General features: G+C 63.0%; 21 protein-coding genes. 6 read left to right on the top strand and 15 right to left on the bottom strand.

Going from position 1 to position 21,188, the window contains the following annotated elements; genetic code table 11:
* Positions 1 to 2: 2 nt before the first annotated feature.
* The 3 genes from N8H74_RS13110 to N8H74_RS13100 all read right to left on the bottom strand — a co-directional run bounded on the left by N8H74_RS13110 (position 3) and on the right by N8H74_RS13100 (position 2,523).
* The gene (locus tag N8H74_RS13110) at positions 3 to 311 is read right to left on the bottom strand and encodes a class I SAM-dependent methyltransferase (protein WP_262148025.1); all 309 of its coding nucleotides are present in this window, start codon (positions 309 to 311) and stop codon (positions 3 to 5) included.
* 247 nt (positions 312 to 558) lie between these two features.
* Positions 559 to 993, bottom strand: coding sequence for a DoxX family protein (locus N8H74_RS13105; RefSeq protein ID WP_007950955.1), 435 nt, complete (start codon positions 991 to 993; stop codon positions 559 to 561).
* A gap of 108 nt (positions 994 to 1,101) precedes the next feature.
* Positions 1,102 to 2,523 carry a transglycosylase SLT domain-containing protein gene (locus N8H74_RS13100; protein WP_217830776.1) on the bottom strand — a complete coding sequence of 474 codons (1,422 nt, stop codon included), beginning with the start codon at positions 2,521 to 2,523 and terminating at the stop codon, positions 1,102 to 1,104.
* A 235-nt stretch (positions 2,524 to 2,758) separates the two neighbouring features.
* Here N8H74_RS13100 and N8H74_RS13095 point away from each other — a divergent pair, with 235 nt between their 5' ends.
* The 3 genes from N8H74_RS13095 to N8H74_RS13085 all read left to right on the top strand — a co-directional run bounded on the left by N8H74_RS13095 (position 2,759) and on the right by N8H74_RS13085 (position 5,737).
* The gene (locus N8H74_RS13095) at positions 2,759 to 3,565 is read left to right on the top strand and encodes a TatD family hydrolase (RefSeq protein WP_262148020.1); all 807 of its coding nucleotides are present in this window, start codon (positions 2,759 to 2,761) and stop codon (positions 3,563 to 3,565) included.
* A 143-nt stretch (positions 3,566 to 3,708) separates the two neighbouring features.
* Complete coding sequence (locus N8H74_RS13090) at positions 3,709 to 5,190, top strand: methyl-accepting chemotaxis protein (protein ID WP_217830774.1); 1,482 nt, start codon at positions 3,709 to 3,711, stop codon at positions 5,188 to 5,190.
* 181 nt (positions 5,191 to 5,371) lie between these two features.
* Positions 5,372 to 5,737, top strand: coding sequence for a terminase (locus tag N8H74_RS13085; protein ID WP_217830773.1), 366 nt, complete (start codon positions 5,372 to 5,374; stop codon positions 5,735 to 5,737).
* Between the two features lies 1 nt (position 5,738).
* Here the strand turns inward: N8H74_RS13085 and N8H74_RS13080 are convergent, their stop codons facing one another.
* The 3 genes from N8H74_RS13080 to N8H74_RS13070 form a co-directional block, all read right to left on the bottom strand.
* Positions 5,739 to 6,533 (bottom strand): acyl-CoA thioesterase domain-containing protein, encoded by a 795-nt coding sequence (locus N8H74_RS13080; protein WP_262148018.1) that lies wholly within the window; start codon positions 6,531 to 6,533, stop codon positions 5,739 to 5,741.
* Positions 6,534 to 6,667: 134 nt separating this feature from the next.
* The gene (locus N8H74_RS13075; protein WP_217830771.1) at positions 6,668 to 7,438 is read right to left on the bottom strand and encodes a CHAD domain-containing protein; all 771 of its coding nucleotides are present in this window, start codon (positions 7,436 to 7,438) and stop codon (positions 6,668 to 6,670) included.
* Positions 7,439 to 7,512: 74 nt separating this feature from the next.
* Complete coding sequence (locus tag N8H74_RS13070; RefSeq protein WP_217830770.1) at positions 7,513 to 7,791, bottom strand: hypothetical protein; 279 nt, start codon at positions 7,789 to 7,791, stop codon at positions 7,513 to 7,515.
* A 217-nt stretch (positions 7,792 to 8,008) separates the two neighbouring features.
* On the opposite strand from N8H74_RS13070, the gene N8H74_RS13065 reads away from it, so the two are divergent.
* Positions 8,009 to 9,046 carry a patatin-like phospholipase family protein gene (locus tag N8H74_RS13065; protein WP_217830769.1) on the top strand — a complete coding sequence of 346 codons (1,038 nt, stop codon included), beginning with the start codon at positions 8,009 to 8,011 and terminating at the stop codon, positions 9,044 to 9,046.
* A gap of 11 nt (positions 9,047 to 9,057) precedes the next feature.
* Here N8H74_RS13065 and N8H74_RS13060 read toward each other — a convergent pair whose 3' ends face one another.
* The 6 genes from N8H74_RS13060 to kdpF all read right to left on the bottom strand — a co-directional run bounded on the left by N8H74_RS13060 (position 9,058) and on the right by kdpF (position 17,166).
* Positions 9,058 to 9,756 carry a response regulator gene (locus tag N8H74_RS13060; RefSeq protein WP_217830768.1) on the bottom strand — a complete coding sequence of 233 codons (699 nt, stop codon included), beginning with the start codon at positions 9,754 to 9,756 and terminating at the stop codon, positions 9,058 to 9,060.
* Positions 9,757 to 9,804: 48 nt separating this feature from the next.
* On the bottom strand, positions 9,805 to 12,456 hold the full coding sequence (locus tag N8H74_RS13055; RefSeq protein ID WP_262148015.1) for a sensor histidine kinase KdpD: 2,652 nt from the start codon (positions 12,454 to 12,456) through the stop codon (positions 9,805 to 9,807).
* A 73-nt stretch (positions 12,457 to 12,529) separates the two neighbouring features.
* Positions 12,530 to 13,075, bottom strand: coding sequence for a potassium-transporting ATPase subunit KdpC (gene kdpC, locus N8H74_RS13050; RefSeq protein ID WP_217830766.1), 546 nt, complete (start codon positions 13,073 to 13,075; stop codon positions 12,530 to 12,532).
* A 230-nt stretch (positions 13,076 to 13,305) separates the two neighbouring features.
* A complete protein-coding gene (gene kdpB, locus N8H74_RS13045) occupies positions 13,306 to 15,363 on the bottom strand; it encodes a potassium-transporting ATPase subunit KdpB (RefSeq protein WP_262148013.1) in 2,058 nt (685 codons plus the stop codon).
* Positions 15,364 to 15,373: 10 nt separating this feature from the next.
* On the bottom strand, positions 15,374 to 17,068 hold the full coding sequence (gene kdpA / locus N8H74_RS13040) for a potassium-transporting ATPase subunit KdpA (RefSeq protein WP_217830764.1): 1,695 nt from the start codon (positions 17,066 to 17,068) through the stop codon (positions 15,374 to 15,376).
* 8 nt (positions 17,069 to 17,076) lie between these two features.
* Entirely contained in the window at positions 17,077 to 17,166 is a 90-nt protein-coding gene (gene kdpF / locus N8H74_RS13035) for a K(+)-transporting ATPase subunit F (RefSeq protein WP_032830911.1), read from the bottom strand.
* 277 nt (positions 17,167 to 17,443) lie between these two features.
* Here kdpF and N8H74_RS13030 point away from each other — a divergent pair, with 277 nt between their 5' ends.
* Positions 17,444 to 17,611 carry a DUF2897 family protein gene (locus N8H74_RS13030; RefSeq protein WP_217830763.1) on the top strand — a complete coding sequence of 56 codons (168 nt, stop codon included), beginning with the start codon at positions 17,444 to 17,446 and terminating at the stop codon, positions 17,609 to 17,611.
* Positions 17,612 to 17,941: 330 nt separating this feature from the next.
* Complete coding sequence (locus tag N8H74_RS13025) at positions 17,942 to 18,499, top strand: TetR/AcrR family transcriptional regulator (protein ID WP_262148008.1); 558 nt, start codon at positions 17,942 to 17,944, stop codon at positions 18,497 to 18,499.
* On the opposite strand, the gene fabF is transcribed toward N8H74_RS13025, so the two are convergent.
* The 3 genes from fabF to N8H74_RS13010 form a co-directional block, all read right to left on the bottom strand.
* Positions 18,496 to 19,770, bottom strand: coding sequence for a beta-ketoacyl-ACP synthase II (fabF, locus tag N8H74_RS13020; RefSeq protein ID WP_262148006.1), 1,275 nt, complete (start codon positions 19,768 to 19,770; stop codon positions 18,496 to 18,498). The genes N8H74_RS13025 and fabF overlap by 4 nt on opposite strands.
* Before the next feature lie 22 nt (positions 19,771 to 19,792).
* A complete protein-coding gene (locus tag N8H74_RS13015) occupies positions 19,793 to 20,596 on the bottom strand; it encodes an SDR family oxidoreductase (protein WP_262148004.1) in 804 nt (267 codons plus the stop codon).
* Positions 20,597 to 20,810: 214 nt separating this feature from the next.
* Positions 20,811 to 21,146, bottom strand: coding sequence for a helix-hairpin-helix domain-containing protein (locus tag N8H74_RS13010; protein ID WP_262148002.1), 336 nt, complete (start codon positions 21,144 to 21,146; stop codon positions 20,811 to 20,813).
* Positions 21,147 to 21,188 lie beyond the last annotated feature (42 nt).

Genomic DNA, 21,188 nt, shown 5'->3' with positions numbered 1-21,188 from the left:
GACTAACGCCGTGCGATCAGGCCCTGGCGGGCGACGCGGGTCAGCTGGCGGATCATTTCCGGGGCATCCTCCTGGCTCGGCGCCTGAATCACCGCCAGATCGAAACTGTCATCGGCAAAACGCGCCAGCGACTCGCCGTCTTCGACAAACTGGATGAGGAACGCGGCAGGACCGCCGCTGCGACGTGGCCAGCCGTCGAGATAACGCAACAGCGTCGGCTGGTGCTTGCCGCCAAGCAGGATTTTTGGATTGCGCTGGGTAACGTGTGCCGTGATCGGCGCGGGACGTGCTGGAGGGCGAAGTGCATTCATCGTGTCGTGTCTCTGCCTCAAAGTCTGCATGGCAGGTGAGAGGCAACACCGAACCAGCGCTTTAGCGGTATTTCGAAGCCGTTGTTCCGGCTTCTACGGCAACTGAATGAGTCACCTGGCGCCCCGCAAGTAGCTGTTTAAATCGGCGCATGAGTGGCATCCTAGAGAACGTGACCGGCGAGTGTCAAGAATCAGCCGCAACAAAAAAGGCCCGCGCAATGCGGGCCTTTGGCTTGAGCCAGAGCGCTCAACCGGCGATGGCGCGATCCACTGAGAGCTTGCCGGCACCTTCGATCAGTACCGCGAGGCTGCCACCGAGCAGGGCCAGGGCGAATTCGTAACCGTTGTTGGCCATGAACAGACCGTTGCTGATGTGGACAGTGAAGATCGCCACCAGCGACAGGAAGGTCAGGCCCAGCGCCGCCGGGCGCACCAGCAGACCGATGATCAGCGCCAGACCGGCGAAGAACTCGGTGCCGCCAGCCAGCGTTGCCATCAGGTAGCCAGGCGTCAGGCCAATGCTTTCCATGTATTGCGCGGTGCCTGCCAGGCCGTAACCACCGAACAGACCGAAGAGTTTCTGCGAACCGTGGGCGGCGAAGATCACGCCGACAGCGATACGCAGAATGGTCAGGCCGTAGCCAGCGCGGGTGAACAGTACCTTGTTGATCAGAGAGCTCATGTTTGTCGTTCCTTGCTTGGGAAAGTGTGTGTGGATTGGCCGCTATATTAATCAGTAAATATCATGTTAAAAGCGCAAATATTCCGCCATAACAATCAATTTATTAGATCATTTGCGTGAGACAACTTTCTGTCCCCCGGGCTCCAGCGACTCCCGCTCCCGGTCGAACGCCAAGTAGTATTTGTTCACGCTATTAACATAGCTGACGGGGCCCATCCCCACTTGCTCCATGGCGATGCGCTCGACCTGAAAGAACCACTGGTTCGGGTTCAAGCCGCGTCGCCGCGCCTCGGCCCGCATGCCCTGGACCCGCTCGGGGCCGATGTTGTAGGCGGCCAGCGTGAACGCCATGCGCTCGCGTTCGTTGAGCTTGGGGCTGTTGAAGAACTTGCGGCGGATCATCGCCAGGTACTTGGCGCCGGCCTGCACGTTCGCATCAAGATTCTGGATATTACTGACCCCGACCCGCTGCGCCGCCGACGGCGTGATCTGCATCAGCCCGGTCGGGCCATTGCCGCTGCGCGCGCTGGGCTGCAGTGCCGACTCCTTGAACGCCAGCGCAGCAAGGTTCAGCCAGTCCATGTTTTGCGCTTCGGCGTGCTTTTGCAGGGTCGGACGGAGTTTTTCCAGGCGCTGGCGATCAGCCTTGGCCAGCGGATAGTGAACCTGGTAAAGCCGGCGATAGATCCGCAAAAACGCCGCATCTTCGTTCGACGGCTTCTTGTAGCCGGCCAGGAAGCGATCGATGCTCGCCCGCAGCATCGACGCATCGCGCCGAACGAACCAGTATTCCTCGCCCGGCTCGCTGATCATCAACTGCCGGTCGAAGCGCAGTTTGGGCAGGATCTTGCCCCAACGCTCGGCAATCGGTTGCTCGACGATGGTCAGGTGGAAAATCCCGCCCTGGACCATTTCCAGCACATCTTCGACCGCCAGCGTCGGATCGACCCATTCGATCTTGATCGGCGCCAGTTTGTGCAGCGCCAGTTTCTGATTGAGCTGGCTGACCGCCTCCCCCGCCGCGCTACCGGTGGGCAGCGCCAGAGTCTTGCCGGACAGTTGCTCGACCTTGGTGTAGCGCCGCTCGCCCTTGATGCCGACCAGTACCAGCGGCACATTGCTGGCGAGCGGTTCGCTGCTGGCGACCGCGTGGCCGGGTTGCAGCTCGAGCAACTCGCCCGGCGCCACCAGGTCGCCCTCGCCACGCTGCAAGGCGCCGAGCAATTGGTCCTTGGCTTTGGGAATGATCTTGAGGGTGATTTCCTGACCGTCGCGGGCGTGGCCGTTGAGGTATTGCTCGAAGGCGCGCAGGCGGTGGTATTCGATGCCGATGGCCTGGCCCTGGACTTCACCGGAGCTGTTGCGGCTCTGGTTGACCAGCACCCGCAAGACCCGGCTGCTGCGGATTTCACTCAGGTCGCGCACCTTGGCCGCCGGCACGGCTTGCAGCGGCCCGGGCAGGCGCGCAACCGCCGTCATCGGCAGCAGCAGCGATCCACACAACAGGAGCAAAACCGAGGGACGAACCATCCACTCTCCGGAAAGAATACGGGGTGTTTTCACCGCTGAACGGTCAAAAACACCGACGAAAACAGAGCGCCTGGAGCGCTGATAAAGTGCGAGAGACTGGCACAGTGATGGCAATTGTGCCAACCCAACCTGCCTCGCGGCCTCAACAGACAGCCATAAGCCGTTGTAGTTCTTGGCTTTTCTTATAAATCTACAGCTCTGATATGCTTTCCGGCCTTCGGCCCGAGGTAGCACCATGCAACTCATCGATATCGGCGTCAACCTGACCAACCCCAGTTTCGCCGACAAACACCAGGCGGTGCTCGATCGCGCTTACGCTGCCGGGGTCTGCCAACTGGTGCTGACCGGGACCAGCGTCGAGGGCAGCGAACAGGCTCTGGAGTTGTGCCGGCAACTGGACGCAGACGGCCAGCGGCTGTTTGCCACCGCCGGCATCCATCCCCATTCGGCCAGCGACTGGAACGCCGACAGCGCCCGGCGCCTGCGCAGTCTGCTGAAAGAAGCGAACGTGGTGGCGGTGGGTGAATGCGGGCTGGATTTCAATCGCGATTTCTCGCCGCGTCCGCAGCAGGAAAAAGTCCTCGAAGAACATCTTGCCCTGGCCGTCGAACTGCAATTGCCGGTGTTTCTCCACGAACGCGACGCCAGTCAGCGCCTGCTGGACATTCTCAAGGACTTCCGCGATCGATTGCCGGCCGCCGTGGTGCATTGCTTCACCGGCGAGCAAAAAGCGCTGTTCAGTTATCTGGACCTGGACCTGCACATCGGCATCACCGGCTGGATCTGCGACGAACGCCGTGGCACGCACCTGCACCCGCTGGTCAAAGAGATCAAACGCGGACGCCTGATGCTGGAAAGCGACGCGCCGTACCTGCTGCCACGCAGCCTGCGTCCGAAACCGAAGAACGGTCGCAACGAGCCGGCGTACCTCACAGAAGTGCTGCGTGAAGTGGCCCTACACCGGGGCGAAACCGAGGAAGACCTGGCTGCCCATACCACCGCCTGCGCCCGAGCGTTCTTCAACCTCCCCGCCCTCTCCTGACTGACCAGGCCGCCACTTGTGAGAGCGGGCTTACCCGCACTCACAGCATCACTCGTTGACGCATATCAAAAGTCCGACCTCTCGATACCGGCACAATAATGGCACCTTGCCAAAACTGTTTCCGCTATCAGAGAAGACCTTCCATGGGTGCCTGGCTTAGCAATATCTCGCTGAAATACAAATTCTGGGCGGTCAACGCCGTCGCCTTCGTCACCACCCTGCTGCTGGTGTTGTACGCCGTGCAACTCGAACAACAGGCCCGCCGTCATGCCGCGCAGGCCTCGGCCCAAGCCCAGGCGCAATTGCTCAAGGCCTGGCCGGCCGGACAGACGTTGCCCAAGGCCGATCAGGTGTTGACCTTCAAACGCGGTGAAGCGCCGCGACTCAACGATCAACCGTTGCTGGAAATCACCGACAGCACAGGCTGGATCGAAATCAACCCGATGCCGCTGTTCGGCGAAAATCCGCTGCTGGGCGCCGAGGTGTTCAGTCGCGCCGATGGCCAGCAAGTCGCCGTGATCGCCTACGCCCCGAGCCTTAGCCAAGTGTTCGGCGAGCGCTTCACCCACTACGCGGTAGCCGTATTCATCCTGATGCTGGCAATGCTCGGCGCTTCGCAATTGCTCATCCGCTTCCTGCTCAGCCAGCTCAACACCTTGAAAGACGTGATGCTGCATGTGGAAAAAAGCGGTGACCTGTCCGCCCGCGTGCCGCTGGCCGGCAAGGACGAGGTCGGGCAGATGGCCAATGCGTTCAACGCAATGCAGGCCGGTTATCAGCGCGTGGTCAGCACCGTCGCCAACACCGCCCGCCAGCTCGACGTCGGCGCCGCGCGACTGGCGTCGAGCATGAACGAGGTGCGTCACGGCATGCTCGGCCAGCAGAGCGAAACCGATCAGGCGGCGACGGCGATCAACGAAATGACCGCCACCGTCTACCACATCGCCCAGCATGCCGGCGCGACGCGCGACCTCTCGCAGACCGCCGATGGCCTGGCCGGCAGCGGCCAGCAAGTGGTGACCCGGGTGCAACACTCGATCGCCGGGCTGTCGAGCGGCGTGCAGCAGACCGCCGAGATGATCCAGCGTCTGGCCGAGGACAGCCAGAAAATCAACGGGGTGGTCAGCGTGATTCATAGTATCGCCGAGCAGACCAACCTGCTGGCGCTCAACGCTGCCATCGAAGCGGCCCGCGCCGGGGAGATGGGACGCGGTTTTGCGGTGGTTGCCGATGAGGTGCGCAACCTGGCAAAACGCGTGCAGACCTCAACCGATGAAATCACCACCATGGTCTCGGCGTTGCAGGCCGGCACCCGGGATGCGGTGGACTTCATGCAGGAAAGTTCGTTTAAGGCCGACGACTGCGTGCAACAGGCGCAGGAGGCCGGCGAAGCGCTGGCGGAAATCACCGGCGCGGTGGCGCAGATGCGCGAGAGCAACACGCAGATCGCCGTGGCGGCGGAACAACAGAGCCAGGTCGCCGAGGAGATGAACCGGGCGGTGGTGAGCATTCGCGATGTCACCGAGAACACCGTGCAACAGACCGTGGATTCAGCGACCACCAGCAATGAACTGGCAACGCTGGCCGGGGAATTGAACAAGGCGATTGGTCAGTTGAAACTTTGATGGCCTCTTCGCGGGCAAGCCCACTCCCACATTGGAAAGTGTTGTCCTTGTGAAGGCTTGCCCGTGAACATCGAACCCGACCATTACCGCTATCACTTCCATAGCGAACCTTGATTCGCCGCCCTCTGCGCCCGGGCCTATTCTTCAGGCATGTGTCCAACATGGAATGAGGAGTAGCAACATGGGCAAACGTCACCCCAATCTTCCCGCGTGGCAATGGCGCGCGTACCCGCACAATCACCAGCATCCGACCAATCTGGTGTTGCACCTGATTGCCGTGCCGCTGTTCATTGTCGCGTTTCTGCTGATCGTGTCCGGGGTGTTCAGCCTGAGTCTGGTGAACGTCGCCATCGGCGTGATTGGCATCATCGCAGCGCTGGGGTTGCAGCGCCACGGTCACAGCCTGGAGGCGCAAGCCTCCGAGCCGTTCAGTGATCGCAAGGACGCGGTTTCGCGTCTGCTGGTCGAGCAGTTTCTGACCTTTCCGCGCTTTTTCCTCAGTGGCGGCTGGTATCGCGCCTGGCGCGAACGCCACCGCCGGCATTGAGTCAGGCGAAGATGGTCACGGTCTGCCGGCTCATGGCAATCAGTTCGCCCTCCGCGCTCCACAGCTTGGCAGCGACGTGGCCGTAACCGTCGGCCGCATACTCGATTTGCGCCAGATACTTGCACCAGTCCAGCGTGCTCAAGTCACGTAACGGCTGCACGAACTCGATGGTCCAGGTCAGCGTGCTGCCCGGTGCCGGTTTCTTCAGATAAGGCAGCAGCGCCGGAGGCCAGGCATCGACCAGTGCCAGCAGATGCGCCTCGCTGACCGGCTCTTCCTTCACATCGCCACGCAGCCGCACCCAGCCCCCCATGTCCCGCGATTCGGCGCCGGTGAACGGCATGCTACCGACACTCCAGCGCATCGCCAGATGGCGCATGAACTCCGGCGTCACACCTTTGATGTAGGGCAGTTCCTGGCACTCCTCCCAATGTTTCATCTCAGGCGCGGGATGTGCTGGCACCGCCACTTCCGAGGTGCGCGGGGCACCGAAACTGCCGTGTACCAGCGTGACGACCTGGCCGTTCTGCACGGCGCGACCCAGCACCTGGATGACCGCTTTGCCTTCGCGCAGGATTTCAACTTCGAAGTTCACCGGCACTTCGGGTTCGACCGGCCCGACGAAGGTGATCGCCAGCGACCGCACCGGCCGATCCGCAGACACCCTCGCGCGCATGGCCTCATATTGCAGCGCCACCACCAGTCCGCCGAAACTGGCGCGACCCTGACCCCATTCGGCCGGAATGGTGACGTCCGATTGATGACGGACGGCATCGAGCAGATCGCTAAAGCGCATGGAAACCTCGAACACTGGAAAAGGAATGCAGCGATCTTAACCAGCCTGACAGAGCGGCACAGCGTCTATTCCGGTCAAAGAGACTGACAGATAGGCCGCCAGCGATCTGACCTCTCATTAAAATTTTGCGGGGTTCAGGACGCTTTGAAACAACTCGAGCTGAGTTTTTCCAGCACCCGGTCAGCCTTGATTTCGGCCTGGATCATGGTCGCCTGCCAGGTGTCGACGCAGGGTTGCAGATCCGCCTCTTGCTCGGCTTTGGCCAGCCACTGCCAGCAATCGTGCCAGTCGCCCAGTGCGCCTTGCGCGGACTTCAGGCGCGGCAGCGCCGCTTCGGGCAGGCGATCAAGTTCGGGATAGGCTTCGATGCCATAACGTACACGCTTGATCAGCAGGCGCAGACGATGGCGGTCATGGGCCGGGTCATGCAGCGCTTCGTCGAGATTCTTCCATTGCTTGCCCAAGCGTTTTTCGATGCGTTTATCCAGGCTCTTGAGCAAGCCCTGGCGCTGGGATGCCCGCAGGAAGCGTGGAAAGGCATCGAGGATCATCAGCAGCGAAGCCAGCTCGGGGCTTGCGGCCAATGCGGGATACGCTTCGGCCATTTGCGCCATGCGCCGTTGCGCGGCCTGCGGTTGATCGTGCTTGAGCAGATACGCCGCCAGCACCTCGCGATCCCGCCAGGGCGTGGTCAGTTGCCCGACACTGGCGGCCGCGTCTTCCAGTTGCTCGACGCCCGGCAGGCCACGCAACGGCCGCAGCAGGCTGCGCAAGCGCCGCACCGTGGTGCGCAGATCGTGCAACGCCTCAGGATCGGTACGCGCGGTCAGACGCGCCTGACAGGCGAGCAGTCTGACTTCAAGGCTCAGGACGTGGGCCACCAATCGATCAACCAACGCGGACATCGCTTGCTCCTGGAAATGGCGTTGCACAAGTGTGCGCTTGCAAGGGCATCCTGCCCTTGCGTCATGTCAGCAGCTTAGCGCCCGGCGCGAGATTCGCGAATGTAGAAACGCGCCTTCTCGGCTTTCTTGCTGCAACCTTCGAACCCCTCGAATTGCTGTTGGGTCTTGGCCGCCGTCAGCAGCGACAGGGCCTTGGAGTAGCTGACCGTCCCGGCGAAACCCTCGGCCTTGGCCAGGTCCAGCTCATGCCACGCCGCATCGAGCTGGGTGCCACAGGTGTCGCGGTACGCGGTTTTCCCGGCACAACCGGCCAATGCCAGGGCAATCAACGGCACACAGATCCAGGCTTTCATCACTCACACCTCAAAGTAGGTCAACAGTCGTGCAGGTAAGACGGTCGGGCGGCGAAAAAGTGCCTTGGCCCGTGCGCAAACCGCCATCAGCGAAAGATAGCGCCGCCAGGGCCGGAAGTATCGAAAAAACGACGCCCTCGGCATTGCAGGCGACCCCGCCGATTGTCCCCCGCCCCTCGATGGGTGCATTGTGGAACCTTGCCGGGGAGGATGTTCGATGAAAAAACGTGTCGCACTGGTGCTGGGCTCCGGTGGCGCCCGGGGTTATGCCCATATCGGGGTCATTGAAGAGATCGAACGACGCGGCTACGACATCGCCTGCATTGCCGGTTGTTCGATGGGCGCGGTGGTCGGCGGGATCTACGCCGCCGGCAAACTCGACGAGTACCGCAACTGGATCGAAAGCCTGGATTACCTCGATGTGCTGCGGCTGGTGGACGTCAGTTTCCGCCTCGGCGCGATCCGGGGGGAAAAGGTCTTCGGGCAGATCCGCAAGATCGTCGGTGACATGAACATCGAAGACCTGCGCATCCCCTACACGGCGGTGGCCGCCGATCTCACCAACCAGCAGGAAATCTGGTTCCAGGAAGGCTGCCTGCATCAGGCCATGCGTGCGTCGGCGGCGATTCCCAGCCTGTTCACCCCGGTGATGCAAGGCAACCGGATGCTGGTGGACGGCGGCATTCTCAATCCGTTGCCGATCGTGCCGGTGGTGTCCAGCCACTGTGATCTGATCATCGCGGTCAACCTCAACGCCACCAATCAGCGTCATTACAAACTCCCGGTGATCCAGCGTCCGGCAGCGTTCCGCACCCGCTTCGACAGTCTGATCAGCTCCCTCGGCTCGAAGCTGCCGTTCCGCCGCAAACAGGCCGAACAATTACTGTTGCTGGAACAGGAAGCCTTGCGCGCCGAAGCGGCGGAGATCAATCCGTGGGTCGAGGGCGCCGAGCCGGAAACCCAACAACCGGCCGCCGCCCCGGAGCGTGACGGCGCGCCGAAATCGGCCACTGGCTCGTTCATCATCGACAACGTCGGGCCGGCGTCGCTGCTGGATCTGATCAACCAGAGTTTCGAGGTGATGCAGACCTCGTTGGCACAGTACAAGATCGCCGGCTATCCGCCGGACGTGCTGATCAACGTGCCGAAACGGGTGTGCCGGTTCTTCGAGTTCTACAAGGCGCCGGAACTGATCGCCCTGGGCCGGGAAATTGCGCGCGATACCCTGGACCGCTATGAGAGTGAGCAGGGCTGAAGACCACTCAGTTACAGCCCCCCTTCGCTCAGCAACCGATACCCCACCCCCGCCTCGGTCACGATAAACCGTGGCCGGGTCGGATCATCCGCCAGTTTCTGCCGCAGATGGCCGACGACGATGCGCAGGTAATGGCTGTCCTCGGTATGGGTCGGCCCCCAGATGTCCTTGAGCAATTGCTGCTGGGTGATGACCCGCCCCGGATGCCGCGCCAGTTGCGCGAGCACCGCGTACTCCTTGCGGGTCAGGGCGACTTCGGCGCCATCGAGCAGCACCCGGCGATACGCCAGATCCACGGTCAGCGGGCCAAAGCTCAACGCCGCCTGCTGCGCTTCGCCGGCGGGAGCCTGACGCAGCAACGCGCGCACCCGGGCGAGAAACTCCTGAATGCCGAACGGCTTGGTCACGTAGTCATTGGCACCACCGTCCAGCGCCTGGACCTTCTGCCCTTCGCTGGCCCGCACCGAGAGCACCAGCACCGGCGCCGTGGCCCATTCGCGAAACTCGCGCAGCACTTGCTGGCCGTCCATGTCCGGCAGGCCGAGGTCGAGCACCAGCAGATCGGGCTTGTTCAGCGCCGCCTGGGCCAGACCCTCGGCACCCGTGCCGGCCTCCAGCACTTTGTAGCCCTGTGAGGCGAGGCTGATGCGCAGGAATTTGCGGATCTGCGGTTCGTCATCGATGACCAAAATGGTCGCGGTCTGGCTCATGGGTTCACATCAACGCAAAGGATGGGCGAGAGAGTAGCGCAGCCGAGGTCAGGCTTCATTGTCCATTCCCGGTTGCGTCTGGAGTGGCAGGTGCAGGGTGATGCAGGTGCCGCGCCCGTCAATGCCGTCATCGACGCTGATCCGGCCGCCATGAGCACCGACCATGCCCTGACAGATCGCCAGTCCCAGCCCGGTGCCCTGCCCGCCACGATCACCACGGGCAGCGGTGTAGAACATGTCGAAAATCTTCGCCCGCTCATCCACCGGAATACCCGGCCCCTCGTCGCTGACCGAGAAGAACACCTCGCTGTCATCCGCCCCCGCGCGCAGTTGCAGGCGGCCATGGGACGGCGAGAACCGCGCGGCGTTTTCCAGCACATTGACCAAGGCCTGTTCGATCAGCGCGGCATGCACGAACAACAGCGGCAACTGCGCCGGCACCTCGGTGCTGACCTGCAATGACGACAGCACCGCGCGCAGGCGATTGAGGGCGCTGCCGACGATGTCTGCCGGCGACACCCAGTCCCGCGCCAGTTTCAATGCGCCGTGGCCGAGGCGGGTCATGTCCAGCAGATTCTGGATGTAGCGATCCAGACGCTCGGCTTCATCGCGAGTGCCTTCGAGCAGTTCGCGGCGATCCTCCAGCGGGATCGCCTCACCGAGGGCCAGCAGGCTGTCGATGCTGCCGCGCATGGCGGTCAGCGGCGTGCGCAGGTCGTGAGACACCGAAGCCAGCAAGGCGCTGCGCAGTTGTTCGGTTTCACCGTGCAGGCGCGCGGCTTCCAGGTCATCGGCCAGTTGCGCCCGGGCCAGGGCCTGGGCCAGCGGCTGGCTCAAGGCAGTCAACAAACGGCGGCGCTGACCACTGAGTGTCTGGCCCTCCGTGGCGCACACGCCGAGCAGCGCCAGCGGCCCGTCCTCCACCGACAGCGGCCACCACCACCAGCGCCCGAACGGCAAGGTGCCGGTGCCCATCCCTGCCGGTTGATCGTGCTGCCAGGCCCAGTCGGCGGCGGCGCGTTCGGCTTCGCTGAATTGCAGCGGCCCGCCGGTCTCGACTTTCCAGCCGCCCTGCCCGTCGCGATTGAGCAGACACAGTTGCAGATCGCTCCAGCCATTGAGATGTTGCGCGGCGGCGCTGACCACGGCCTGACGATCGGTCGCCGCCGTGAGTTTGCGCGACAGATCGAGCAACTCGGTGGTTTCTTCCTGAGTGTCGCGCAATGCCTGCAACTGCCGCCGCTGGCGGGCCGCCAGATTGCCGGTGAGCGCCGCCATCAACAGGAAGAACAGCAAGGTCAGGACGTCTTCCTCACGCTGAATCGCGAAGGAAAAATTCGGCGGGATGAACAGAAAGTCATAGGCCAGGAACGACAGCGCCGCGCAGGCCAGCGCCGGCCCCAGGCTGCTGCGCACCGCCACCAGCAACACCGCCGCGAGAAATACCAGGGAGATGTTCGGCAGCGGCAGCACGCTGGCCACTGCCCACGCCAGCGCACTGGCCAGCACCGTGGCGACCAGCGCCAGCGCATAGTCGAACCACACCAGCGTCGGGGTCGCCCGCATGCGCGGTTGATGCTGTTCCTGATCGCTGTCGAGGACGTTGATTTCCAGGCCATGGGCCTGCCGCAGCAAACGCGCGGCCAGTCCACCGCCGAACAAACGCCGACGCAGGCGCGGCCGGGACTGGCCGACCAGCACCAGACTGGCGCGACGTTCGGCGGCGTGTTGAATCAGGGTTTTCGCCACTTCACCGGCGCGCAGCAGGACGACCTCGCCACCAAGGCGTTCGGCCAGTTGCTGGGCACTTTGCAGCCGCAGGCGCGATTGCTCGTCGCGCACGCTGCCGTTGTCGACATGCACCAGGCTCCACGGCAGATGCCGGCGCTGGGCGACGCGACTGGCGTGGCGCACCAGACGCTCGGCCTGGGCATCGCCATCGACGCCGACCAGCAAGCGCCCGCGCACGGCCGGCGCGGCCTGACCGAGCTGGCGATAGCCCTGGGCGAGATCGTTGTCGACCTGCGCCGCTGCGGTCTGCATCGCCAGTTCGCGCAGCGCGGTGAGGTTGGTCTGGGTGAAAAACGCATCGATCGCCGCCCGCGCCTGCTCCGGCACATAGACCTTGCCCTCGCGCAGACGCTCGAGCAATTCGCGGGGTGGCAGGTCGATCAGCAGCAGTTCGTAGGCTTCCTGCAAGACCCAGTCCGGCAGGGTTTCGCGCACCTGCACACCGGTGATGCCGCGCACCTGGTCATTGAGGCTTTCCAGATGCTGGACGTTGACCGTGGTGAACACGTCGATGCCGGCGGCGAGGAGTTCCTGGATGTCCTGCCAGCGTTTGGCGTGACGGCTGCCAGGGGCGTTGCTGTGGGCCAGTTCGTCCACCAGCACCAGTTTCGGCCTGGCCGCGAGCAGGCCGTCAAGATCCATTTCTTCAAGGGTGACGCCCCGGTATTCAGAGCGCACCAGCGGCAGTTGCGGCAGGCCGCCGAGCAGCGCTTCGGTTTCGGCGCGACCGTGGGTTTCCACGACTCCGGCGATGACTTTCACGCCCTGGCGCAATTGACTGTGGGCGGCCTGGAGCATGGCGTAGGTCTTGCCGACACCGGGCGCGGCGCCGAGAAATACCTTGAGCCGGCCACGACCATCGCGGGGCAGGTCTGCTAACAGCGCGTCGGCGCGGCCGGAGTCACTCATGCTTGAAGCTCTCTCTTCCTGATGTTGATGCGACGGCCGTGCGGGCCTCTTCACGGGCAGGCCCGCTCGCGCATTAGAGTTTTTCCAGCGCCATGTTCAGCGCCAGCACATTCACCACCGGCGGTCCTACCAGCGGCTGCTCGATGTGCGCCTCCAGCAACTGCTGCAAGGTCGAGACCGGCAGGTTACGCGCGGCCGCGACACGCGCCAGTTGATAGGCAATCGCGGCCGGTGGCAAGTGCGGATCGAGGCCGCTGCCGGAGGTGGTCAACAGCGCCAGCGGCACCGGGCCTTGCCCTGGAACCTGCAACTTGTTGGCGTCATCGATCACCCGAGTCGCCAGGGCCGGATTGCTCGGCGACAGGTTGCTCGCGCTGCTCGAAACCGTCGCAAAGGCACCGGCGGAGGGACGCGGATGGAACCAGGCGTCGCCGACGAAATCCTGGGCAATCAGCGCCGAGCCGCGCACCTTGCCTTCGGCGTCGCGCACCAGGCTGCCGTTGGCCTGCTCGGGGAACGCGACCTGCGCGACCCCGGTGACCACCAGCGGATAGGCAACGCCGGTGACCAGGGTCATCAGCACCAGCAGGCTCAGGGCCGGACGTATCAATGTGGACATTTGTAAATCCTCGAATTCATGGGGCAACAGTTTTTGGGGTATCCGGGAGAGCCATCCCCCTCACCCCAACCCTCTCTCCCAAAGGGGGCTAGGGGGAAAGGGAGCCGATCTTCGTGCTTTTCAAATCCTGAGTTCGGCTCGATAGCTCAGGTCGACGTATAACTCCGGAACGCCTCGGTCAGTCCCCTCTCCCTCTGGGAGAGAGTTAGGGTGAGGGGACGATTTCAGCCTCAAACCAGATGCAACGCCGTGAGCAGCATGTCGATCACCTTGATCCCCACGAACGGCACCAGAATCCCGCCCAGCCCATAGATCAGCAGATTGCGCCGCAGCAGTGCCGCCGCGCTCGCCGCCTGCACCCGCACACCGCGAAGGGCCAGCGGAATCAGCACGACGATGATCAGGGCGTTGAAGACGATGGCCGACAGGATCGCGCTCTGCGGACTGCTCAGGTGCATGACGTTCAGCACACCCAGTTGCGGGTAGATCGCGGCGAACAGCGCCGGCAGGATCGCGAAGTATTTGGCCACGTCGTTGGCGATGGAAAAGGTCGTCAGCGCGCCACGGGTCACCAGCAGTTCCTTGCCGATCTGCACCACGTCCAGCAGCTTGGTCGGATCGCTGTCGAGGTCGACCATGTTGGCCGCCTCGCGCGCCGCTTGCGTGCCGTCGTTCATCGCCATGCCGACGTCTGCCTGGGCCAGCGCCGGGGCGTCGTTGGCGCCGTCGCCGCACATGGCGACCAGGCGACCGTCGTTCTGCTCATGGCGAATACGCGCCAGTTTTTTCTCCGGGGTGGCCTCAGCGAGCACGTCGTCGACGCCTGCTTCAGCGGCAATCGCAGCGGCGGTCAGCGGGTTGTCGCCGGTGACCATCACGGTGCGGATCCCCAACTTGCGCAGTTCGGCAAAACGCTCGCGAATCCCCGGTTTGACCACGTCCTTGAGGTGGATCGCGCCGAGCAGTTTGCCGTCGGCGCAGACCAGCAACGGGGTGCCGCCGCTCTGGGCGATCTTGTCGATTTCCCGGGACAGCGCCGGGGCCAGATCCGAGCGTTTCTGGCCGAGGAAGGCCAACAACGAATCCACCGCGCCCTTGCGGAACACGCGGCCCTGATAGTCCACGCCGGACAACCGGGTTTCCGCGCTGAACGGCACGGCGATCAGGGTTTCCGCTGCTGGCTCAGGCTGTGGATGCAGACCGCGCAGGTACTCGACGATGGATTTGCCTTCGGCGGTTTCATCCGCCAGGGAAGCGAACAACGCGCCTTCGGCCAGTTCCCGACCGCTCACACCCGGCGCGGCATATACCGCGCTGCAACGACGGTTGCCGAAAGTGATGGTGCCGGTCTTGTCCAGTAACAGCACATGCACGTCACCCGCTGCCTCCACTGCGCGGCCGGACTTGGCAATCACGTTCAGGCGCACCAGACGATCCATCCCGGCGATCCCGATCGCCGACAGCAGACCACCGATGGTGGTCGGAATCAGCGTGACCAATAACGCCACCAGGAACACCAGCGGCAGGCTGCCGTTGGCAAAGTGGGCGAACGGCTGCAGGGTCACCACCACCAGCAGGAAGATCAAGGTCAGGCCGATCAGCAGGATGTCCAGCGCCACTTCGTTCGGGGTTTTCTGACGCTTGGCGCCTTCGACCAGCGCGATCATGCGGTCGAGGGTCGACTCGCCGGGATTGGCGGTGATTTTCACCAGCAGCCAGTCGGACACCAGCCGCGTGTTGCCGGTGACGGCGGAACGGTCGCCGCCGGACTCTCGAATCACCGGCGCCGATTCACCGGTGATCGCCGCTTCGTTGACCGCCGCAATACCTTCGATGACTTCGCCGTCACCGGGGATCATTTCCCCGGCCTCGACGCGCACCACATCGCCCTTGCGCAGGCTGGCAGCAGGCACCACCTGGAAGCTGCCGTTGGCCAGTTTGCGGCGGGCGCTGAGGCCTTCGCTGCCGGCCTTCAGGCTGTCGGCGCGGGCCTTGCCGCGACCTTCGGCCAGGGCCTCGGCGAAGTTGGCGAACAGCACGGTGAACCACAGCCACAGTGCGATCTGCGCGGCGACGAACGTCGGCACGACGCTGTCGGGAATGAAGCACAACACCGTGGTCAGGATCGCAGTCAGCTCGACCACCAGCATCACCGGCGAGCGCTGCAACTGCCGTGGATCGAGCTTGACGAAGGCTTGCACCAGCGCCGGCCGCCACAGGGCCGAGATCGCGGTTTTCGCTTGCTCCGGCGCCTTGGCGGCGACCGGTTTGATTGCGGGCATATTCATCATTCAGTCCTCAGAAGCCCATGCTCAAATGTTCAGCAATCGGGCCAAGTGCCAGGGTCGGCAGAAACGTCAGGCCACCCACCAGCAAAATGGTCACGGTCAGCAGGGTCACGAACAGCGGGCCGTGGGTCGGGAAACTGTTCTGGCCGATCGGCGCGGTTTTCTTCATCGCCAGGCTGCCGGCCAGGGCCAGTACCGGGAGGATGTAACCGAAGCGCCCGATCAGCATGCCCAGGCCCAGCATCAGATTGTGGAACGCGGTGTTGGCGGTCAGCCCCCCGAAGGCTGAGCCGTTGTTGGCGCTGGCCGAGGTGTAGGCGTACAGCAACTGGCTGAAACCGTGGGGGCCAGGATTGCTGATGGTCGCCGCCGGGCCGGGCAGAACAGCCGCGATCGCCCCCAGCACCAGCACGCCGACCGGCATCACCAGCAGGGTCACCACCAGCAGTTGCACTTCACGGGCCTGGAGTTTCTTGCCGAGGTATTCCGGGGTGCGACCGATCATCAAGCCGGCGAGGAACACCGCAATCAGCACGTTGAGCAACATGCCGTAGAGCCCGGCGCCGACACCGCCGAAGATCACTTCGCCGACCATCATGTTGACCAGCGCCACCATGCCACTGAGCGGGTTGAGGCTGTCATGCATGCCGTTGACCGAGCCGTTCGACGCCGCCGTGGTGGTCACCGACCACAACACCGTGGCGGTGGTGCCGAAGCGTGCTTCCTTGCCTTCCAGCGGCGCGGTCTGTTCGACGGCGGCGTTGTTCAGCGCCGGGTTGGGCTGGTATTCGGCCCACAACGAGGTGGCGCCGCCGATGATGAACAGCGCGAGCATGCAACCGATGATCGCGCGGCTCTGGCGCAGGTCTTTCACGTAATGGCCGAAGGTGAACACCAGCGCCACCGGGATCAGAATGATCGACGCCACTTCGAACAGGTTGCTCCATGCGGTCGGGTTCTCGAACGGATGCGCCGAGTTGACGCCGAAGAAGCCACCGCCGTTGGTGCCCAGTTGCTTGATCGCAATCTGGCTGGCCGCCGGGCCGAGCGGGATCACCTGATCGACGCCCTGCATCGTCACCGCGTTCACGTATTGTGCAAAAGTCTGCGGCACGCCCTGCCATACCAGGTACAACGCCAGCAGCAGGCAAAGTGGCAGCAGGCCGTAGAGGGTCGCGCGGGTCATGTCGACCCAGAAGTTGCCCAGCGTCTTGGTGGACTTGCGCCCGATGCCACGGCACAGCGCGACCAGCACGGCGAGGCCGGTGGCGGCGCTGACAAAGTTCTGTACGGTGAGGCCGACCATCTGGCTCAGGTAGCTGAGCGAGGCTTCACCGCTGTACGCCTGCCAGTTGGTGTTGGTCATGAAGCTGACAGCGGTGTTGAACGCCAGCGTCCACTCCTGTCCCGGCAGGTTTTGCGGGTTGAGCGGCAGATGGTCCTGGAACAGCAGAATCGCGAACAGCAGCAGGAACCCCGCCAGGTTGAACGCCAGCAACGCCAGCGTGTATTTCTGCCAGCTCTGTTCGGACTGCGGATCGACCCCGGCGATGCGATAACAGCCGCGCTCGACCGGGCCGAGGATTGGCGTCAGCCAGGTGCGCTGGCCTTCCATCACTTTGTAGTAGAAGCGCCCGAGGAACGGCGCCGGCAGCAAGACCACCGCGAAGAACGCGAGGATCAGCCAATAGTCATAACTGTGCATAGCCGCTCCTAGCTCCGATCCGCGCGCAACAGCGCAACCAACAGATAAATGAACAGCCCCACTGCCAGCAGCAGTGACACCCCGTCCAGAACGCTCATGGAAGATCTCCGTGTAACGGCGTATTGCCGCGAGTGCAGTCATTGTCGGAAAGGAGGCTGTAAAGGAACGAGAGCACGGGGACTGGCTGGGCATAAAGAAAGCGTAAAGAGTGGCTTTACGGCGCGGTTACAGCGGCGGTGCTTCAGGGATTGATCGGATACGACAGGCTGAACCGGCCTAGAATGGAACCACTGCGAATGCACTTCGCTCAAACGTGGTATGCAGCGTTGCGCGGCGAAACCCTCGCCCGTCGATCTGCCCTTAAGGAGAGCCGTTATGCCCTGGTATGCCTGGTTGATTCTGGTCGTTGCAATCGGCTCGATCGTTGGCGGTCTGATGATGCTGCGCGACACCGCCAGCAAGGTCGAGCTGACCGAAGAACAACGTCGACGCGTGGCTGAGCGCAATGCTGAAGCGGACGCCAAGGACGCGCAGGACCGCTGAACGAAAAACCCCGCCTGATTCGGCGGGGTTTGTTGTTTTCGGCGGGATTATTTTCTCGGTCGGCCCTGACCCGTGAAGGCCATGCAGGCCCTTGTACCCTGCGCGCTCAGGCTGACGCCAGCCTTCGAGCAGTGAGTCTTCGAGATGGATTCTCTCCCCCACGCCTTCTTCTCACGATGACGGGGAGCGACGTGAACAACCACTCTCCGTACCCACTTTTCCCGTCGTTACAACCATATTGGGCGCATCTGCATGCTTTTTAGAAGTAGAAGTACAATCACCATGCAATTTTCATTGGTTAAGATGGGGACCTTGTTGCGGAGAGTTTAAATGCGTTACTCGCACGACCATAAAGCCCAGACCCATCAGCGCATCATCAAGGAAGCCTCGGAACGGTTCCGCAAGGACGGCATCGGCGCGACCGGGCTGCAGCCATTGATGAAGGCACTGGGCCTGACCCATGGCGGCTTTTACTCGCACTTCAAGTCCAAGGACGAACTGGTGGAAAAAGCCCTGCAGGCCGCTGGCGATCAGGTCGCCGGATTGTGCGCGGAAATTTTCGCCCAGGAAAACCCGCTCCAGGTGTTCATCGACACTTACCTCTCCGAATGGCACCAGACCTCCCCGCATGAAGGCTGCCCGTTACTGACCATTTCTTCGGAGCTGGGCCTGCGCGGACAGCCGAGCCCGACCAGCGACACAGTGCTCAACGCACGCCTGGAGCAGATCGAAAGCACCCTCGAAGGCGAGAACACCAGCGACCGCAGTATCGTGATCATGTCGACGCTGGTCGGCGCCCTCCTGTTGTCACGCAGCGTCGCGGATGCCGAGTTTGCCCAGCGCATTCTCGATGTCACCCGCGAACACTTGAAGCGCTCGGAAGATTAAGCCTGCCAGCGCTTGAACAGCACGCTGGCGTTGACCCCGCCAAAACCGAAGCCGTTGGACAGTGCATATTCGATCGGCATCGATCGCGCCTCGCCATGGACGATGTCAACGCCCTCGCTCGCAGGATCGGGATTGTCGAAATTGAGCGTCGGCGGCACCACCTGATCGCGCAGCGCCAATAACGTAAAAATTGCTTCGAGCCCGCCGGCCGCACCGAGCAAATGACCGGTGGCGGATTTGGTCGAGGTGACGGCGATTGCGTTCTGCGTCCCGAACAACGATTTGATTGCCGCCAGTTCGCCGAGGTCGCCCACCGGGGTCGACGTGGCATGGGCGTTCAAATGCTGTACGCGATCGGGCGTAAGCCCCGCCTGAGCCAACGCCAGCGCCATTGCCCGTCGTGCACCGCTGCCGTCCTCCGGCCCGGCTGTCAGGTGATAGGCGTCGGCGCTGGTGCCATAACCGACCAGCTCGGCCAACGGTTGTGCGCCTCGCGCCAGGGCATGCTCCAAAGACTCGATCACCAGCAGACCTGCCCCCTCACCCATCACGAAACCGTCGCGTCCACTGTCGAACGGCCGCGAGGCACGTTCGGGCGTGTCGTTGAAACCGCTGGACAGCGCCCGGGCGGCAGCGAAACCGGCGAGGCTGACCCGGTCGATTGCGGCTTCGGCCCCGCCACACACGGCGATATCGGCTTCACCGGCGCGAATCAGCCGCGCCGCGTCACCGATCGCCTGCACCCCGGCGGCACACGCCGTGACCGGAGCGCCGAGCGGACCTTTGAAACCATGCCGGATCGACACATGGCCGGCCGCCAGGTTGACCAGAAACGACGGGATGGTGAATGGCGACAAACGCCGTGGACCGCGAGTGTCGGTGGTGCGCACGGCATCGGCAATCGCACCGAAACCGCCGACGCCCGAGCCGATGATCGTCGCCGTGCGTTCCTGTGACGCCGCTTCGGCCGGTTGCCATCCGGCCTGTTCCAGCGCCTGCCGGGCGGCCTCCATGGCGAACAGAATGAAGCGGTCCATCTTCTTCTGCTCCTTGGGGGGCGTGGCGCGATCCGGATCGAAACCGGCCTCGGCGTCCTCCTTCATCGTCGGCACCACACCGCCAACGCGGGCCGGCAGATCGGCGATCACCGCCTCCGGCAAACTGCGCAGCCCGGAGCGCCCGGCCAGCAATCGTTGCCAGACTACTTCGACGCCACTGCCCAACGGCGACACCAGCCCCATGCCTGTGACCACTACTCGACGCTGATCCATACCGCGATTACCTCTGCTCGATTCAAATGACTGACTTGTAGCGCTGGGCTGCCGAACTGCGCGAAAGGTTCGGCCCCAGCACATGCCGCGCAGCGACGAACGCTTGCCACTCATTGGCATCGGGCAGTGATGGAATGGTGATCAACTCACCCTGATCCAGACCGGCCAGCGCTGCATCCACCATCTCGCCCGCCTCCATGACCATCTCCGCCGGAATACCGCTGGCGTCGATGCCAGAGCGTTCCCAGATTTCGGTACGGGTAACACCTGGCAACACCGCTTGCACCTTGACACCCGTGCCCTCGAGTTCGGCATTCAGCGACTGGCTCAGGCTCAGCACGTAGGCCTTGCTGGCGCTGTAGGTGGCGTTGAAGCGTTCGGGGAACAAGGCGACCACCGAGGCAATGTTGATGATCGTGCCACGACCGGCCTTGGTGAAACCGGCGGCGGCGGCCGATGCCAGGCGGGTGACGGCCGTGACGTTCAGCTGGATCAACTGCTCGAGCTGATCCGGGTCGGCATTGGCCAGCAGACCGTTCGCCGCCACCCCGGCGTTGTTCAGCAGCAGCGTGATATTCGAGTCGCTGCGCAGACGCTGTTCAATTTTGAGTACGTCATCTTTTTGCGTCAGGTCAGCCCTCAACACCTCGACCTGAACTCCGTGGTCCTTGCGCAAAATGTTCGCGGCGACGTCCAGGCGCTGCTGGTCGCGCGCCACCAGCAACAGATCGAAACCACGGGCCGCCAGACGCTCGGCGTAAATCGCACCGATACCGGATGAAGCACCGGTGACAAGGGCAGTACCTGGGGACTTAGCAGAACTCATGACCGTACTCCTGAAATGCCTTGGGGAATGAACGCTCGGGGATGCAACAAAGCATCAGCGCCGAGGCAAATTATTATAGGCATAATCTAAACTCAATATGATAGTCGTAATTTTATACCGTCCGACGGAAAGTCCTTCTCCTCTGGTCATCCGTTCGCCATGCCTGAAAGCAAAAAGGGCCGATCAAATGACCGGCCCTCTGGGTTCGACTAGCTTAGTTCACGTCCAGCTTTTCGCGATTGCGATCCAGGATCGCCTTGCCGATCCCCTTCACTTCCAGCAACTCATCCACCGACGCGAACGGCCCATTGGTTTCACGATATGCAACAATCGCTTTCGCCTTGGCCTCACCCACTCCCGACAGTTCCTTCTGCAGCGTGGCCGCATCGGCATTGTTGAGATCGACTTTCGCGGTTTGGGCGGAACCCGCCACTTCGGTTACCAAGGGTATCCTGACTGGCTCGGCGGTAGTGGCAGGGGCTGCCACCACGGCGATCGAGGCGCCGGTCAGCAGCGCAAAAACCAGAGAGTAGAAGTAACCAGTACGCATAAAATGACGCTCCATGACATCGATTGAGAAAGCAGCTTTTCC

It is taken from the genome of Pseudomonas sp. B2M1-30 (assembly GCF_025447575.1).
In the GTDB taxonomy this organism is placed as follows: Bacteria; Pseudomonadota; Gammaproteobacteria; order Pseudomonadales; family Pseudomonadaceae; genus Aquipseudomonas; species Aquipseudomonas botevensis.
This window is presented reverse-complemented; position numbering and strand designations above follow the sequence as displayed.

What these genes read in the sequence shown, in the direction of transcription:
- N8H74_RS13110 (WP_262148025.1), bottom strand. Translation starts at nt 311, where the DNA reads ATGAATGCACTTCGCCCTCCAGCACGTCCCGCGCCGATCACGGCACAC.
- N8H74_RS13105 (WP_007950955.1), bottom strand. Translation starts at nt 993, where the DNA reads ATGAGCTCTCTGATCAACAAGGTACTGTTCACCCGCGCTGGCTACGGC.
- N8H74_RS13100 (WP_217830776.1), bottom strand. Translation starts at nt 2,523, where the DNA reads ATGGTTCGTCCCTCGGTTTTGCTCCTGTTGTGTGGATCGCTGCTGCTG.
- N8H74_RS13095 (WP_262148020.1), top strand. Translation starts at nt 2,759, where the DNA reads ATGCAACTCATCGATATCGGCGTCAACCTGACCAACCCCAGTTTCGCC.
- N8H74_RS13090 (WP_217830774.1), top strand. Translation starts at nt 3,709, where the DNA reads ATGGGTGCCTGGCTTAGCAATATCTCGCTGAAATACAAATTCTGGGCG.
- N8H74_RS13085 (WP_217830773.1), top strand. Translation starts at nt 5,372, where the DNA reads ATGGGCAAACGTCACCCCAATCTTCCCGCGTGGCAATGGCGCGCGTAC.
- N8H74_RS13080 (WP_262148018.1), bottom strand. Translation starts at nt 6,533, where the DNA reads ATGCGCTTTAGCGATCTGCTCGATGCCGTCCGTCATCAATCGGACGTC.
- N8H74_RS13075 (WP_217830771.1), bottom strand. Translation starts at nt 7,438, where the DNA reads ATGTCCGCGTTGGTTGATCGATTGGTGGCCCACGTCCTGAGCCTTGAA.
- N8H74_RS13070 (WP_217830770.1), bottom strand. Translation starts at nt 7,791, where the DNA reads ATGAAAGCCTGGATCTGTGTGCCGTTGATTGCCCTGGCATTGGCCGGT.
- N8H74_RS13065 (WP_217830769.1), top strand. Translation starts at nt 8,009, where the DNA reads ATGAAAAAACGTGTCGCACTGGTGCTGGGCTCCGGTGGCGCCCGGGGT.
- N8H74_RS13060 (WP_217830768.1), bottom strand. Translation starts at nt 9,756, where the DNA reads ATGAGCCAGACCGCGACCATTTTGGTCATCGATGACGAACCGCAGATC.
- N8H74_RS13055 (WP_262148015.1), bottom strand. Translation starts at nt 12,456, where the DNA reads ATGAGTGACTCCGGCCGCGCCGACGCGCTGTTAGCAGACCTGCCCCGC.
- kdpC (WP_217830766.1), bottom strand. Translation starts at nt 13,075, where the DNA reads ATGTCCACATTGATACGTCCGGCCCTGAGCCTGCTGGTGCTGATGACC.
- kdpB (WP_262148013.1), bottom strand. Translation starts at nt 15,363, where the DNA reads ATGAATATGCCCGCAATCAAACCGGTCGCCGCCAAGGCGCCGGAGCAA.
- kdpA (WP_217830764.1), bottom strand. Translation starts at nt 17,068, where the DNA reads ATGCACAGTTATGACTATTGGCTGATCCTCGCGTTCTTCGCGGTGGTC.
- kdpF (WP_032830911.1), bottom strand. Translation starts at nt 17,166, where the DNA reads ATGAGCGTTCTGGACGGGGTGTCACTGCTGCTGGCAGTGGGGCTGTTC.
- N8H74_RS13030 (WP_217830763.1), top strand. Translation starts at nt 17,444, where the DNA reads ATGCCCTGGTATGCCTGGTTGATTCTGGTCGTTGCAATCGGCTCGATC.
- N8H74_RS13025 (WP_262148008.1), top strand. Translation starts at nt 17,942, where the DNA reads ATGCGTTACTCGCACGACCATAAAGCCCAGACCCATCAGCGCATCATC.
- fabF (WP_262148006.1), bottom strand. Translation starts at nt 19,770, where the DNA reads ATGGATCAGCGTCGAGTAGTGGTCACAGGCATGGGGCTGGTGTCGCCG.
- N8H74_RS13015 (WP_262148004.1), bottom strand. Translation starts at nt 20,596, where the DNA reads ATGAGTTCTGCTAAGTCCCCAGGTACTGCCCTTGTCACCGGTGCTTCA.
- N8H74_RS13010 (WP_262148002.1), bottom strand. Translation starts at nt 21,146, where the DNA reads ATGCGTACTGGTTACTTCTACTCTCTGGTTTTTGCGCTGCTGACCGGC.